The sequence below is a fragment of the Enterobacter sp. BNK-14 genome, from assembly GCF_047456095.1.
Taxonomy (GTDB): Bacteria; Pseudomonadota; Gammaproteobacteria; order Enterobacterales; family Enterobacteriaceae; genus Enterobacter; species Enterobacter kobei.
The window spans coordinates 4089818-4105502 of the sequence record NZ_CP179897.1; the positions used below are offsets into that span (position 1 = coordinate 4089818).

Below are 15685 nucleotides of genomic sequence, written 5' to 3' on the forward strand. Positions count from 1 at the left end.
GCCATGAAAGCAGCCTGCCACGTCGCCAATTTGTAAAATAGTTGTTGTTTTGTGCCTTTCGCCCTGCTTGTGGCAGGGGCTTGTGCTGACACTCGCTGTCAGAAGGCCTGACGGATAATGCGGATGACGTTTTCCAGTACCGGATCGCGCAAACTGAGTTTGTTGTAATGCAGTGAAATCTCGATAGATTCCGCATTGAGCTGGCTGAGCGGAATACTCTCCAGCGACCAGCATTTCCGCAGCAGGTGATACAGGCGTGAAGGCATGATGCACAGCATATCGCTGCTGCCAATCAGGGAGGCGGTGGTAAACATATTGTAACTGCTGAAACTGATCTGACGTTCCGGGAAAATTTCATCAATGCGCTGGCGCAGACCATGGTTGGACTGCCCTTCGGTCATGAAAGACGAGTGGTCGTAATTGCGCAGGTTCTCAATGGTTAACGGCTCGCTGAGCGCGGGATGCTGCTGGCGGCAAACCAAAACCAGATTATCGGCATAAAGCACGTTTTGCCCCAGCGCTCTGGCGCTGAAGCTGCCGCTCTCAATAACCAGATCCGTCTGGAACTGGGCAAGCTGAACGTCAGGTTCGTTGAGTGGCACATTGCGCAGCAGAAGCTGGGGAGCATGCTCTTTCACGGCCTGGTAGATGGCGGGCATGACCAGCACGCCCACTGAAGGAGAGCAGCCGATGGTGATCGTTCTTTGTTTGTCATAGCTCCCGGTTAAATCCAGCGCACCCAGAATCGACTCCAGCCCCTGGCTGATGTATTCGTGGAGGTGGGTCGCATAGGCCGTCGGCGTGACGCCCTGGCCTTTACGGATAAATAACGGGTCAGGAAATATAGCGCGTAGCTTTTGAATCGACTGACTTATTGCCGATGGCGTGAGATTAAGAATTTTCGCAGCGTTAACGATACCCTTATGGACATATACTGCCTCAAAAATAGTCAGTAAATTGAGATCAATATTACGTAAAGTCCGAAAAATTTGTGGCTTGTCTTCGCCACCGGGTTCATTCAGTCGTTTGGCTGGTAAATTAGTAGACTCCACGCTTTCACTCCGTATACATTCACAACATGAATGATAGTTGAATTTATTTATTATGCTTGTAGAGATTCGTAAAGTGTTGGTTTTGTTTCACTTGTTTATCAAAAACAAACAGTTGTGTGATTATCACTCACGTTACTTAGCCTGTGTATGCCGTGCTGTCCGGAGGCTAAATAATATGTAACGGCAATATTCGGGCGCTTCGAAAATATAGAATCTGCGGATTATTGTAAAGCGTAAAAGCGGTAAATAAATAGTTGCCCGTCAAATTAACGGGCTCCCCTGTATGATATATTAAGCAGGGATATATTCATGCGGGGGATTGTTAAGTAGCGCTAACACATTCTTCAGAAGAACAGGGCGTATATTATCTGGCGTGGCGGTATCTACCCACTGGCGCATCTGCGTCATTTCCATACCGGCGTAGCCGCAGGGATTTATGCGCTGGAAAGGCGTCAGATCCATATTAATATTCAACGCCAGACCATGGAAGGAACAGCCTTTACGAATACGTAGCCCCAGCGAGCAGATCTTCATTTCGCCAACATAGACGCCTGGTGCATCAGCCCGCGGATGCGCGTCAATACCATATTCCGCCAGCGTGTTGACGACGGTTTGTTCCAGCAACGTCACCAGCTCACGCACGCCAAGCTTTCTGCGCTTCAGATTAAGCAGGACGTACATCACCTGCTGGCCCGGGCCGTGATAAGTCACTTGTCCACCCCGATCGCTCTGGATCACCGGGATATCGCCCGTCATTAATAAATGTTCCGCTTTACCGGCCTGACCCTGGGTAAATACCGGCAGGTGCTCAACCAGCCAAATTTCATCAGGGGTCGTGTCATCGCGTGAATCGGTGAAGTCATGCATAGCCTGGGAGACAGGCTCATAAGGTTGCAGCCCGAGATGACGGACCAGAATTTTATCCTGATACAAAACAGCGTCTCCGAAGACGAGGAACCAATGATGAGGGGGAGTATATCACAGCGGGGGAGAGGGGTTACCCGGTAAGCCGGGTAACCGCAAAGGGACTACAGCACCATACGCACAATTTCGATATTGCCGAGTTCTTCGTAGAGCGTCTCAACCTGTTCGATATGGGTCGCGGTGATAGTAATAGAAACCGAGTGGTAGTTGCCCTTGCTGCTTGGTTTTACTGACGGAGAGTAATCACCGGGCGCATGGCGCTGTACCACTTCAACCACCTGATCAACCAGCTCAGGTTTCGCCAGACCCATTACTTTGTAGGTAAATGGGGTAGGGAATTCAAGCAGTTCGTTAAGTTTGGTTTTCATGTCAGCTCCGGCGTAACGTCAAAAAGAATAACTCCCACGTCAGGTGGGAGTTATCAGGATACTTAGTATATGGGGATCAAAATCACACTTTCAAGTGTTCGATTTTTAGCCAAACCAGTGATGGAACATCAATTTAATGTAATCAATGATTTTGCCGAAGAAATTGCCTTCAGGAATTTCCTGCAGAACAACCAGCGGACGCTGATCGATAGTCTTGCCATCCAGCTGGAAGTTGATGGTACCCACGACCTGATTTTTCTGCAGCGGGGCATGCAGTTCGGTGCTGTTCAGGACGTAGCTGGCTTTCAGATCCTTCATACGACCGCGTGGAATGGTCAGGTACAGATCTTTATCCACGCCGAGGGAAGCACGGTCGTTGTCGCCGAACCACACTGGCTCAGACGCAAACTCTTTGCCTGCTTTCAGCGGATTCACGGTTTCGAAGAAACGGAAGCCCCAGGTCAGCAGTTTCTTGCTTTCGGTTTCACGACCTTTAAAGGTACGACCGCCCATCACGGCAGAGATCAGACGCATCTGGCCTTCAGTGGCAGAGGCCACCAGGTTGTAACCGGCTTTATCGGTATGACCTGTTTTGATACCGTCAACGTTCAGGCTGTTATCCCACAGCAGGCCGTTACGGTTGGTCTGACGAATACCGTTGAAGGTAAACTCTTTCTCTTTATAGATGGAGTATTCGTTCGGTACGTCGCGGATCAGGGCTTGACCAATCAGTGCCATATCACGTGCGGAGCTGTACTGACCGTCTGCATCCAGGCCGTGTACGGTCTGGAAATGGCTGTTTTTCAGACCCAGCGCGGTGACGTAGCTGTTCATCAGACCGACGAAGGCATCCTGGCTACCGGCGGCGAAATCAGCCATTGCTACGCAGGCATCGTTACCTGACTGCAGGTTAATACCCCGGATTAACTGGGAAACTGGAACCTGCATACCGGGCTTCAGGAACATCAGAGAAGAACCTTTGAACACAGGGTTCCCGGTTGCCCACGCATCGTTACCAATGGTGACCAGATCCGTTTCTTTGAATTTACCGGCTTTCATGGCCTGGCCGATAACATAGCTGGTCATCATTTTGGTCAGGCTGGCCGGGTCACGGCGGGCATCGGCGTTCTGTTCTGCCAGAACTTTGCCAGAGTTGTAATCGATCAGGATGTAGGATTCCGCGTCGATTTGCGGAACGCCAGGGATCATGGTCTTGATATTCAGGTCATCGGCATGAGCAGCAGAGAGTGCTGCTGCGCAAAGGGCCGTGGTCAGCGCCATGCGCTGCACAAAACGAGCAGAAAAAGTGGTCTTCATGGTCAGAACTACGACATCCGTGATGGAATTAAAAAAAGTGCCTTACTATAGCAAATGCTATTCAGGCAGGCATCCGACTTTAAGCATGAGTTTGTGAATGCGTTTTACACAAACTGACATTTCGGATACCGCCGATTAATTATTTTGCAACAGTGACGAAGGACTGCAGTTGTGCTTCGCTCTGCAAACGCTGTTGCAGAGACGCTGCCTGCGATTTACTGGCAAAAGGCCCCATCTGAATACGCCAGACCGCGCCGTTCTGCTCAACGCGTCCAGGTACGCCAAACTGCTGGCTTAGACGCTGTTGATACTGCTGGGCTCGGGCCTGATCGCTCACTGCCCCCACCTGAACGACAAAGCCGCCGCTGGCTGCTGCTGGCGCAGCGGCTGCCGCGCTTTGCGTGGTCGCTGGCGCTGTTACCGGCGCTGGCTGCGTCACCGGAGCCGCAACCGGGGCTGGCGTCGGCTCACTGCCTTCCAGCACGCCCGTCGCTAAGGTCGTCGGTGCGCCTAAAAAGCCGCTACTTTTTACCGGTGCGCCAGTGGAATCATCGCTTTGCAGCGTATCATTGCTGATTGGACGTATTTCTCCCGCCGGCTGAGAAGGCTCTGCCGGAGAAGAGACGCTGCCCATTCCGCCGTCAAGATTTGGGCGGTCTGGCAGAGCATAGGTCTGCTTCGCCACCGTCGTACAGGCGGTACCCGGCCCGGACAGCGAGCCATCCTGCGCCACGATAATCGGGTCAATGCGAACTTTGGTGTTGTTCGACGTGTTCAGGCGATCGGCAGACGCGCGGGACAGAGAAATCACCCGGTCATTACCATATGGACCACGGTCATTAATACGCACGACGATCATGCGACCATTAGCCAGGTTGGTGATACGCGCGTAGCTTGGAATCGGCAGCGTTGGGTGCGCGGCAGTGAGCTGCATGGGGTCAAATGTTTCACCGGATGCCGTGAGGTTACTGCCCGGTTCTGCATCATAAATGGCAGCAAAGCCCGCCTGGCTGAAGCGGGAAGGGTCCTGCACGATTTTGTAGCTTTTGCCGTCGCGCTCGTAATCCTGATTCGCGCTGGCATTCAGCGGTTCATAAACGGGATCGGCCCCACTGATTTCAACGATCGGACCATTACACACCGCAGGCTGCGGCGGCGCGACGGTTGCCTGTTGCTGACCATCATCACTTGTGCAGGCCGCAAGTAAACTTGCCGCGATGCAGATCCCCAGCCACTGCTTACGCATTCCGATCCCCTTATTTTTAAACGCTTTTTGACAACATTTTTCTGTGGGTATGGATCGACATCACGATCCCAAACCCGGCCATCAACACGATCAGTGCCGAGCCTCCGTAACTGACCAGCGGCAGCGGTACGCCTACTACCGGCAGAATACCACTCACCATACCAATATTTACGAAGACATAAACGAATAAAATCAGCATCAATCCGCCTGCCATGACGCGGCCGAAGGTGGTTTGCGCCCGGGCGGCAATCCACAATCCTCGCATGATCAGCAGCACGTAGAGCGCGAGCAAAATCAGGATACCAACCAGCCCCAGCTCTTCAGCCAGTACCGCAAAGATAAAGTCGGTGTGACGTTCCGGTAAAAATTCCAGCTGCGACTGGGTACCGTGCAGCCAGCCTTTACCGCGCAGGCCGCCGGAGCCAATCGCAATCTTGGACTGAATAATATGATAGCCCGCACCGAGCGGGTCAGTTTCCGGGTCGAGAAGCATCATAACGCGCTGGCGCTGGTAATCATGCATCAGGAAGAACCAGAGGATAGGGATAAACGCCGCAATCAGCACCACAGCGATACCAATCAGACGCCAGCTTAAGCCCGACAGGAAAAGGACAAACAGACCGGAGAGCGCGATAAGGATCGAGGTGCCGAGATCAGGCTGCGCAGCAACCAGCAGCGTCGGCAGGAAGATCAGCACCAGCGCGATCGCGGTGTTTTTCAGCGACGGCGGACAGACATCACGGTTGATAAAGCGCGCCACCATCAGGGGGACGGCAATTTTGGCAATCTCCGAGGGCTGGAAACGAACAACGCCCAGATCCAGCCAGCGCTGAGCCCCTTTTGAGATGGCGCCGAACGCGTCTACTGCCACCAGCAAAATAATACAGAAGATATAGAGATAGGGCGCCCAGCCTTCATAGACGCGCGGTGGGATCTGCGCCATCACCACCATGATGACCAGACCCATCGCGATCTGGCCGATTTTGCGTTCCATCATACCGATGTCCTGACCACTGGCGCTCCAGATAACCAGGGCGCTGTAAACCAGCAGAGCCAGCAGGATCAGCAGCATGGCTGGGTCGATGTGGATTTTATCCCACAACGATTTTTTGTTTGGATTATCCGTCATGATTATTGGTCCTCCGCCGCAGCGGCGGCCGGGTTTTCAGCCGGCAGTTCGGTGTTGTTATCACCCAGCATAATGTGGTCGAGGATTTGGCGCATGATGGTCCCTACCGCCGGGCCAGCGCCACCGTTTTCCAGAATCATCGCCACCGCCACCTGCGGGTTATCGTAAGGGGCAAATGCTGTCATGAGCTTATGGTCACGCAGACGTTCAGCAATGCGGTGTGCGTTGTAGGTTTCGTTGGCTTTCAGGCCAAAGACCTGCGCTGTACCGGATTTTGCAGCCACTTTATACGGCGTTCCGGCGAAATATTTGTGCGCGGTACCGTTCGGACGGTTTGCTACGCCGTACATACCGTCTTTCGCGATTTCCCAGAAGCCGGAATGAATGTCACCCACGGGCGCTTCATGGGGCTGTACCCACGGCACCTTTTTGCCGTCTTCAACGGTGCTTTGCAGCAGATGCGGGACTTTGACCACGCCATCGTTAATGAGGATCATCATCGCTTTGTTCATCTGAATCGGCGTTGCGGTCCAGTAGCCCTGGCCGATACCCACCGGAATGGTATCACCCTGATACCACGGCTTCTTAAAGCGCTTCAGCTTCCACTCGCGCGTCGGCATGTTGCCGGATCGCTCCTCTGAAAGGTCGACGCCGGTGTAGTGCCCGTAGCCGAACTTGCTCATCCACTCTGACAGGCGGTCAATCCCCATGTCATAGGCGACCTGATAGAAGAAGGTATCCGCTGACTCTTCCAGAGATTTGGTCACGTTCAGATGGCCGTGGCCCCATTTTTTCCAGTCGCGATAGCGTTTTTCAGACCCGGGTAGCTGCCACCAGCCCGGGTCAAACAGGCTGGTATTACGGTTGATGACACCCGCACTCAGCGCCGAGACCGCCACATACGGTTTCACCGTAGATGCCGGCGGGTAAACGCCTTGCGTGGCGCGGTTTACCAGCGGCGTATTGGGATCATTCAGCAGGCCGGAATAGTCTTTACTGGAGATGCCGTCAACAAAGAGATTCGGGTCATAGCTAGGCATGGACACCATAGCCAGAATTCCCCCGGTACGCGGATCGGTGACCACGACGGCGGCGCGACTGCCCGCCAGCAGGGTTTCAATATACTGCTGCAGTTTGAGGTCGAGCGTCAGATAGACGTCATGCCCCGCCTGAGGCGGAACTTCTTTCAGCTGTCGAATGACGCGGCCACGGTTGTTAACCTCAACCTCTTCATAGCCGGTCTGTCCATGCAGGACATCTTCGTAGTAGCGTTCGATCCCGAGCTTGCCGATATCGTGCGTCGCGGCATAGTTCGCCAGCTTGCCGTCTTTATCAAGGCGGTCAACGTCTTTGTCGTTAATCTTGGAAACGTAGCCAATGACGTGCGTCAGCGCGGAGCCGTAAGGATAGTAGCGACGTTTGTAACCCTTCACTTCCACGCCGGGGAAGCGGTACTGGTTCACCGCAAAACGGGCCACCTGAACTTCCGTCAGATTGGTTTTCACCGGAATGGAGGTAAATCGGTGGGAACGGGCGCGCTCTTTTTTGAAGGCTGCGATATCGTCATCGTTGAGATCGACAACGCTTCTTAGCGCCTCCAGCGTGTCCTGAACATTATCGACCTTTTCCGGCATCATCTCGATTTGATAGATGGTGCGGTTTAGCGCCAGAGGGGTGCCGTTACGGTCGTAGATAATGCCGCGGCTGGGCGCGATAGGCACCAGCTTGATGCGGTTTTCGTTTGAACGCGTCTGGTAATCGGTAAAGCGGACGATTTGCAGATTATAAAGGTTGGCGATCAGCACGCCGGTAAGCAGCAAAATCCCCGTAAAGGCGACCAGTGCCCTGCGCACAAACAGCGCGGACTCAGCCGTATAGTCGCGAAAAGAATTCTGTAGTTTCATCCGCTGCTTAATCTACCCTGGTCAGTCATTACTCGCGGTGATAGGGGTGGTTGGTAGTAATGCTCCACGCGCGATACAGACTTTCTGCCACCAGGACCCGAACGAGCGGGTGGGGCAGCGTCAGCGCGGAGAGAGACCAACTTTGTTCTGCTGCCGCTTTGCAGGCAGGGGACAACCCTTCAGGTCCGCCAATCAGCAGACTAACGTCACGGCCATCCTGCTTCCAGCGCTCCAGTTCGTGCGCCAGCTGCGGCGTATCCCAGGGTTTACCCGGAATATCGAGGGTGACGATGCGGTTCTTGCCAGCGGCAGCCAGCATCAGTTCGCCCTCTTTATCGAGAATACGTTTAATATCCGCGTTCTTACCGCGCTTCCCGGCAGGGATCTCCACCAGTTCGAACGGCATGTCTTTTGGAAAACGACGCAGATATTCAGTAAAACCGGTTTGTACCCAGTCCGGCATTTTGGTGCCGACGGCGACCAGCTGCAACTTCACGCATTAACCCCAGAGTTTTTCCAGCTCATACAGGCGACGGCTCTCTTCCTGCATGACATGGACAATCACATCGCCGAGGTCAACCACCACCCAGTCAGCGGTCGCTTCACCTTCAACGCCAAGCGGTAACAGTCCTGCTGCACGCGATTCCTGAACCACATGGTCGGCAATCGAAACAACATGACGCGTAGACGTCCCGGTGCAGATAATCATGCAGTCGGTGATACTGGATTTACCCTTAACGTCGATAGCGATGATGTCCTGACCTTTCAGGTCATCAATTTTGTCGATAACAAAATCCTGGAGTGCTTTACCCTGCAAGTTTTCCCCCTGGGTGAATAAGATGGTGCAACTATGAATTTGTAGCCAGACAGTATACCTGAACTGGCGCCCTTGTCGGGACAAATGTCACCGGCCGGGATTTTGAAGGCGGGTATCATCCCACCCTCCGCCAGAGATTGCATCGCCATTTTTGTAAAACAATTTCTGTAAAGCAATGACTGGCGGGAAAGTCTGGCAGCGGAGGATAACAGTATGGCTTAACCTGTCAAGGCAGGAGAATCAATAAGCCGCTTTTTATGACGCCTGACTAAACATCTGCGCTTTTCTGATACAACCCGTGCGTATGAATATACGCCAGCACCGGGGCAGGCAGCAGATCGTCACACGTTAAACCGTGTTGTAAACGCTCACGAATAAGGGTGGCGGAGATATCGAACCACGGGGTTTCCGCCAGATAAATCTTCCCGGCGGGCTGGTTGTGAAGATCCTCTACGTTATCGGTAAGATGGTCTTCAAGCCACTGCTGATACTGCTCTTCACGCATGGTCAGCGGATAGCCTGGGCGGCGGCAAACGAGCAGGTGGCTGTTCTCCAGAATGGTTTCATACTTGTGCCACGTGGGAAAGTTGAGCAGAGAATCCTGACCAATGATAAACGCCAGCGGCTGGTCAGGCCCTTGCTCAGCTCGCCACTCCTGCAGCGTTTGCGACGTCCACGAGGGGGTGTCGCGACGCAATTCCCGTTCATCAAGCCTGAAAAGCGGTTTATCCGCAATGGCAAGCGTTAGCATCTCTTTTCGCTGCTCGCTGGTTGCCTCAGGCTGAGGGCGGTGCGGCGGAACGTTATTGGGCATAATGGTGACGCGCTGCAGGCCGATCAAATTCGCCAGAATTTCCACCGGCTTAAGATGCCCGTAGTGTACCGGGTCAAAGGTGCCGCCATACAGGGCCTGTAAAGAGTGCATACTATCCATCAATAAATACGTCAGCCAGCGCCTTGTGGCAGAGCAGCAGGGAAAGGCTTTCCAGCTCCGCCCAGACCGACTGGCCGTAATCTTGTTTTAAGGTGAGCTCAGCGCGCATCAGAAGCTGGACAGCCTGACGAAGCTGTTCATGGCTCAGGCGGTTGACGGCCTCGGTGGTCATTGCGCGGCGATTTTGCCATACCCGGTGTTTATCAAACAGCGCGCGCAGCGGCGTATGGGCAGACTGTCGCTTGAGCGTAATCAGCAGCAACAGTTCACGCTGCAGCGTACGCAGCAGAATAACGGGCTCGCTGCCTTCCAGGCGCAGCTGCTGAAGGATATGCAGGGCGCGTTTACTTTTCGCGGCCAGCAATGCATCCACCCAGTGGAACGGCGTGAAGTGCGCGGCGTCATTAACGGCCTGCTCGACGCGGGGGAGTGTCAGTTTGCCATCCGGCCAGAGCAGGGAGAGTCTGTCCAGCGCCTGTGCCAGCGCCAGGAGGTTACCCTCATAGCAGTAGCAGAGCAGTTGATTTGCCGCATCATCCAGCTGAAGATTGTTCTGCTTTGCTCTTGCGGCCACCCATTTTGGCAGATGCGCCTGCTCAGGTGTCTGACAGGTAACCAGCACCGAGTGGGTCGCCAGTTGAGTGAACCACGCGGCATTTTCCTGCGCTTTGGTGAGCTTATTGCCGCGGACAATTAACAGCAGATCGCTGTGTAGCAGGCTCACCAGAGTGGCAAGCTGCTCATTGATGGCCGCGTTAGGGCCGTTTTCCGGCAGCAGGATCTGAATTGTCTGACGCGACGCGAAAAGGCTCATCGCCTGACAGAGTGAGAAGAGGGCGTCCCAGTCGGTATTGTTATCCACCTGGACGGTATGGTGTTCATCAAAGCCCTGAGCACCTGCAGTATGTCGCACGGCATCCAGGCTTTCCTGCAGCAGTAAGGGATCGTTTCCAAGCAGCAGATACGCCGCGCGCAGCCCTTCATTGAGCTGCGCGCGGAGTTGTTCAGGATACAGCCTGATCATCAGTTACCCATAGAGGTAGAAACCGGGGGCGTACTGGCATCCGGTTTTTCAATAATGTCAGAGCCTTCTTTTGTCGACGCGGCAATACCTGGCAGTTTACGGATCAGCTGTTCCGCTGCCTTGTCGTACATTTCGTTGATGATAATCTGCTGTTCGGCATCTTTCGCCAGCGCCGTTTGCGGGTTATCAAAGAACGAACGGTACACTTTTGTGCTGATCGGATAGATGTCTTTACCCGGGATCAGCACGGCTGCGTTAACAGTCATTACCATCTGATACTCTGCGGTACGGCCATCCTGGAAGATAGACGCTGTATCTTTGCTCAGGGTCGTCCCCAGAACGCGGAGAGACGGTACATCCTGGCGCAGCGTGTCTTTCTCAATGAGTTCGACACCGTTCAGGCGCAGCTGGTTACGAACTGCCCGGCTGAATGGGCCATTCGGATCTGATGAGTCGAAAATCATCGTTTTCATCTCAGCAGGCACTGCCGTGGTATTGCGCAGGTGCCAGCCACAGCCAGCGGTGACAAGCACCGCCAGTGATAAGAGTATTGTTGCCAGTTGTCGCACGTTTCCTCCCGCGCTTAGCCAACGACCAGATTGAGCAGTTTACCGGGTACGTAGATCACTTTACGTACGGTAACGCCCTCAAGATATTTCGCGACCAGAGGTTCCTGGCCTGCACGCTCGCGAACCTGTTCTTCGGTTGCGTCGACCGCCACGGTAATTTTACCGCGCACTTTGCCGTTGACCTGGACTACCACCAGCGTGGTGTTTTCCACCATTGCTGCTTCGTCCGCAACCGGCCACGGCGCGTTGTCGATATCGCCTTCGCCTTTCAGTTCCTGCCACAGAGTAAAGCTGACGTGTGGCGTGAACGGGTTCAGCATGCGAACGACGGCCAGCAGCGCTTCACGCATTAAGGCACGATCCTGCTCGCCATCCTGCGGGGCTTTCGCCAGCTTGTTCATCAGTTCCATAATAGCCGCAATTGCGGTATTGAAGGTCTGACGACGACCAATATCATCGGTGACTTTTGCAATTGTTTTATGAACATCACGACGCAGCGCCTGCTGATCTTCCGTCAGGGCAGCAGCGTTCAGCGCCGGAGCATCACCCTGTGCGGTATGTTCGTAAACCAGTTTCCAGACGCGTTTCAGGAAGCGGTTCGCGCCTTCAACACCGGATTCCTGCCACTCCAGCGTCATGTCAGCCGGAGAGGCAAACATCATGAACAGACGCACGGTATCTGCACCGTAACGCTCAACCATCACCTGCGGGTCGATACCGTTGTTTTTCGACTTGGACATCTTGCTCATGCCGGTATAAACCAGCTCATGACCTTCAGCGTCTGTCGCCTTAACGATACGGCCTTTCTCGTCGCGCTCTACGATCGCGTCCACCGGAGACACCCAGTTACGCTCGCCGTTCGCGCCAACGTAGTAGAAGGCATCAGCCAGCACCATGCCCTGACACAGCAGCTGTTTGGCTGGTTCGTCAGAATTCACCATGCCAGCATCGCGCATCAGCTTATGGAAGAAGCGGAAGTAGAGCAGGTGCATGATGGCGTGTTCGATGCCACCGATGTAGATGTCTACCGGCAGCCAGTAGTTGGCCGCGTCAGAATCCAGCATGCCTTCCTGATACTGAGGACAGGTGTAGCGTGCGTAATACCAGGAAGACTCCATAAAGGTGTCAAAGGTGTCGGTTTCACGCAGCGCAGGCTGGCCGTTAACGGTGGTTTTCGCCCACTCAGGATCGGCTTTGATCGGGCTGGTGATGCCGTCCATGACCACATCTTCCGGCAGGATCACCGGCAGTTGATCTTCTGGCGTCGGCATCACGGTGCCGTCTTCAAGGGTCACCATTGGAATTGGCGCGCCCCAGTAACGCTGACGGGAAACGCCCCAGTCGCGCAGACGGAAGTTGACTTTACGCTCACCTACGCCCAGCGAGGCCAGCTTGTCAGCGATGGCATTGAAGCCCTCTTCGAAGCTCAGTCCGCTAAATTCGCCGGAGTTGAACAGGGTGCCTTTTTCGGTCAATGCCTGCTCAGACAGGTCGGGTTCAGAACCGTCTGCGGCCAGGATCACCGGCTTAATGGTCAGGCCATATTTGGTGGCAAACTCGTAGTCGCGCTGATCGTGTCCCGGAACGGCCATCACCGCACCGGTGCCGTATTCCATCAGCACAAAGTTCGCCGCCCAGACAGGAATAGCTTCACCCGTCAGCGGGTGAATCGCTTTAAAGCCGGTATCAACGCCTTTTTTCTCCATCGTCGCCATGTCGGCTTCAGCCACTTTGGTGTTGCGGCATTCGTCGATGAAAGTTGCCAGTTCCGGATTGTTCTCTGCCGCTTTCTGCGCCAGCGGGTGACCTGCGGCCACGGCCAGATAGGTCGCCCCCATAAAGGTGTCCGGACGGGTAGTGTAGACGGTCAGCGTTTGGTCGTAGTTCTCAACGTTGAAGGTAATTTCCACACCTTCAGAACGGCCGATCCAGTTGCGCTGCATGGTCTTAACGGTGTCAGGCCAGTGATCCAGTTTATCCAGATCGTTCAGCAGTTCGTCAGCGTAAGCGGTGATTTTGATAAACCACTGCGGGATCTCTTTACGCTCAACTTTGGTGTCACAGCGCCAGCAGCAGCCGTCGATAACCTGCTCGTTCGCCAGAACGGTCTGGTCATTTGGGCACCAGTTAACCGCAGACGTCTTCTTGTACACCAGGCCTTTTTTGTACAGCTCAGTGAAGAATTTCTGCTCCCAGCGGTAATATTCCGGGGTGCAGGTCGCCAGCTCGCGGCTCCAGTCATAGCCGAAGCCCAGCATTTTGAGCTGGTTTTTCATGTACGCGATGTTGTCGTACGTCCATGGTGCCGGTGCCGTATTGTTTTTTACTGCTGCACCTTCTGCCGGCAGGCCGAACGCATCCCAGCCGATAGGCTGCAGCACGTTTTTGCCCAGCATACGCTGGTAACGGGCGATCACATCACCAATGGTGTAGTTACGCACGTGGCCCATGTGTAGTCGACCAGAAGGATAGGGAAGCATCGACAGGCAGTAATACTTCTCTTTGCTCTCGTCTTCGGTTACTTCAAAGGTGCGCTTCTCGTCCCAGTGTTGCTGGACTTTTGATTCTATCTCTTCCGGGCGGTATTGCTCTTGCATGGCAGCCAGTGGTCCTGTTTTTAATACAGCTACAAATGTAGCCAATGGATGTGGTAATTCAGATCCGCATAGCATAGCCCAAACGTCCGCGTCAAAACAGCCTTTCGCACAAAAGCACTTTGCAGGAATTTACCGGGTCTGTGCTTCACCTGACAAAGCGGCGGTGAAATAAGGTCTATTATTAGAGTTAGTTACTTACCCGGGAGGCAAAATGATGAACAAGGTTGCTCAATTTTACCGCGAGCTGGTGGCGACACTGACGGAGCGGCTGCGTAACGGCGAGCGTGATATTGATGCGCTGGTCGAACAGGCGCGTGCCCGCGTGACGCAAACGGGTGAGTTAACGCGAACCGAAGTGGAAGAGGTGACGCGTGCGGTACGTCGTGACCTGGAAGAGTTTGCGCGCAGCTATCAGGAGAGCCAGGAAGAGGTCTCGGACAGCGTGTTTATGCGGGTGATCAAAGAGAGCCTGTGGCAGGAGCTGGCGGATATCACCGATAAAACGCAGCTTGAGTGGCGCGAGGTGTTTCAGGATTTGAACCATCACGGTGTGTACCACAGCGGCGAAGTGGTAGGGTTGGGAAATCTGGTGTGTGAGAAATGTCATCACCACATCGCGGTGTATACGCCGGAGGTGCTGCCCTTGTGCCCGAAATGCGGTCACGACCAGTTCCAGCGCCGGCCGTTTGAGCCCTAGGTAAAAGCAAAACGGCAACCCTGTTGCCGTTTTTAGTGTTTGCTCCCTCTCCCCGTGGGAGAGGGTTGGGGTGAGGGCATCAGGCCGCACTATAGTAAGCCAGTCTCTCCGCCAGCAAATCTACAAACGCTTCCCGGTCGATATTCACCATCACCGCAGTATTCGGCTCGTTCCCCGTCAGCGAGTAGTAATCCACCACCGTCATTCCCTGGGTATATTTCCCCTGCGTTTCCACACCAACCCAGCGGTCAACCGTGGTAAACATCTCAGGTTTCAACAGCCAGGCAATCGTGCACGGGTCATGCAGCGGTGCGCCATGGAAGCCCCATTTCTCGGCTTTGTGGTACACCATAAAGAAGTCGAGCAGTTCTGCCACAGTCGTTGCCACCGGATTACCCACAGAGCGGAAGCGTTCAATATCGTCTGCCATAATTTGGGCCCGATGCGTCACATCCAGCCCCGCCATCACAATCGGCAGACCGGACTGGAAAACGATCTCTGCGGCTTCAGGGTCAACATAGATATTGAACTCCGCGGCTGGCGTCCAGTTTCCGAGCCCCATTGCGCCGCCCATGATGACGATCCGGGCGATTTTACCGTGCAGTTCTGGATGGCTGTTAAGCAGCAATGCCACGTTCGTCTGCGGACCTGTAGCCACCAGCGTCACGGGCTCTGCACTTTCGCGCAGCACCTTCGCCATCAACTCAACGGCGGTGCAGCCTTGTGGCGCGAAGCCCGGTTCCGGCAGTTCAGGGCCGTCCAGTCCACTTTCGCCATGAACGTTATCCGCAATGATCAGCTCGCGCATCAGCGGTTTCACGGCCCCGCCAGCGACAGGAATATCGGTGCGTTTGAGCAGGGTCAGCATGCGCAGCACGTTGCGCAAGGTTTTATCCGGCGTCTGATTTCCGGCGGATGAGGTAACCGCTTTTACGACCAGTTCAGGGGAGGCAAGAGCGAGGACGAGAGCAATGGCGTCATCATGACCCGGATCGCAATCGAGAATAATAGGCTGTGCCATAGCGTTCTCCATACGTAGCGTTATTTTGTGACAAGGTTAACGCTGCAATGTGACGCCGACGAGAACAAGAGCGCGAAAGCGTGAGG

15 protein-coding genes are annotated in these 15685 nt (G+C 54.4%); 1 reads left to right on the top strand and 14 read right to left on the bottom strand.

The annotated features are described in order from the left end of the window. Positions 1-98: 98 nt before the first annotated feature. From ACMGGM_RS19375 to leuS, 13 genes are all read right to left on the bottom strand, one after another. Positions 99-1052, bottom strand: a complete 954-nt coding sequence (locus tag ACMGGM_RS19375) for a YbeF family transcriptional regulator (RefSeq protein ID WP_014882989.1) — start codon at positions 1050-1052, stop codon at positions 99-101. Between the two features lie 291 nt (positions 1053-1343). Beyond that, a complete protein-coding gene (gene lipB / locus ACMGGM_RS19380; RefSeq protein ID WP_014882990.1) occupies positions 1344-1985 on the bottom strand; it encodes a lipoyl(octanoyl) transferase LipB in 642 nt (213 codons plus the stop codon). A gap of 95 nt (positions 1986-2080) precedes the next feature. After that, on the bottom strand, positions 2081-2344 hold the full coding sequence (gene ybeD, locus ACMGGM_RS19385) for a DUF493 family protein YbeD (RefSeq protein WP_003858718.1): 264 nt from the start codon (positions 2342-2344) through the stop codon (positions 2081-2083). Between the two features lie 105 nt (positions 2345-2449). Continuing rightward, a complete protein-coding gene (gene dacA / locus ACMGGM_RS19390; RefSeq protein ID WP_014882991.1) occupies positions 2450-3661 on the bottom strand; it encodes a D-alanyl-D-alanine carboxypeptidase DacA in 1212 nt (403 codons plus the stop codon). Between the two features lie 139 nt (positions 3662-3800). Then, the gene (gene rlpA, locus ACMGGM_RS19395) at positions 3801-4907 is read right to left on the bottom strand and encodes an endolytic peptidoglycan transglycosylase RlpA (RefSeq protein ID WP_045134266.1); all 1107 of its coding nucleotides are present in this window, start codon (positions 4905-4907) and stop codon (positions 3801-3803) included. A gap of 16 nt (positions 4908-4923) precedes the next feature. Continuing rightward, entirely contained in the window at positions 4924-6036 is a 1113-nt protein-coding gene (gene mrdB, locus ACMGGM_RS19400) for a peptidoglycan glycosyltransferase MrdB (RefSeq protein ID WP_014882993.1), read from the bottom strand. Between the two features lie 2 nt (positions 6037-6038). Further along, positions 6039-7940: a peptidoglycan DD-transpeptidase MrdA gene (mrdA, locus tag ACMGGM_RS19405; protein ID WP_014882994.1), complete on the bottom strand. Its 1902-nt coding sequence runs from the start codon at positions 7938-7940 to the stop codon at positions 6039-6041. A gap of 28 nt (positions 7941-7968) precedes the next feature. Then, entirely contained in the window at positions 7969-8436 is a 468-nt protein-coding gene (rlmH, locus tag ACMGGM_RS19410; protein ID WP_003858701.1) for a 23S rRNA (pseudouridine(1915)-N(3))-methyltransferase RlmH, read from the bottom strand. Between the two features lie 3 nt (positions 8437-8439). Further along, positions 8440-8757: a ribosome silencing factor gene (gene rsfS, locus ACMGGM_RS19415; RefSeq protein ID WP_003858696.1), complete on the bottom strand. Its 318-nt coding sequence runs from the start codon at positions 8755-8757 to the stop codon at positions 8440-8442. A gap of 268 nt (positions 8758-9025) precedes the next feature. Then, the gene (gene nadD / locus ACMGGM_RS19420) at positions 9026-9691 is read right to left on the bottom strand and encodes a nicotinate-nucleotide adenylyltransferase (RefSeq protein ID WP_041163044.1); all 666 of its coding nucleotides are present in this window, start codon (positions 9689-9691) and stop codon (positions 9026-9028) included. Next, entirely contained in the window at positions 9684-10715 is a 1032-nt protein-coding gene (holA, locus tag ACMGGM_RS19425) for a DNA polymerase III subunit delta (RefSeq protein WP_014882996.1), read from the bottom strand. Before holA ends, nadD begins: the two co-directional genes overlap by 8 nt. After that, positions 10715-11284: an LPS assembly lipoprotein LptE gene (gene lptE, locus ACMGGM_RS19430; protein ID WP_014882997.1), complete on the bottom strand. Its 570-nt coding sequence runs from the start codon at positions 11282-11284 to the stop codon at positions 10715-10717. Before lptE ends, holA begins: the two co-directional genes overlap by 1 nt. A gap of 14 nt (positions 11285-11298) precedes the next feature. Continuing rightward, positions 11299-13881: a leucine--tRNA ligase gene (gene leuS / locus ACMGGM_RS19435; RefSeq protein ID WP_023338167.1), complete on the bottom strand. Its 2583-nt coding sequence runs from the start codon at positions 13879-13881 to the stop codon at positions 11299-11301. A gap of 214 nt (positions 13882-14095) precedes the next feature. Between leuS and ACMGGM_RS19440 the strand changes: the two genes are divergently transcribed. Next, positions 14096-14578 (top strand): zinc ribbon-containing protein, encoded by a 483-nt coding sequence (locus tag ACMGGM_RS19440; protein WP_014882999.1) that lies wholly within the window; start codon positions 14096-14098, stop codon positions 14576-14578. A gap of 79 nt (positions 14579-14657) precedes the next feature. Here ACMGGM_RS19440 and rihA read toward each other — a convergent pair whose 3' ends face one another. After that, positions 14658-15599 carry a pyrimidine-specific ribonucleoside hydrolase RihA gene (gene rihA / locus ACMGGM_RS19445; RefSeq protein WP_045134265.1) on the bottom strand — a complete coding sequence of 314 codons (942 nt, stop codon included), beginning with the start codon at positions 15597-15599 and terminating at the stop codon, positions 14658-14660. Between the last annotated feature and the right edge of the window lie 86 nt (positions 15600-15685).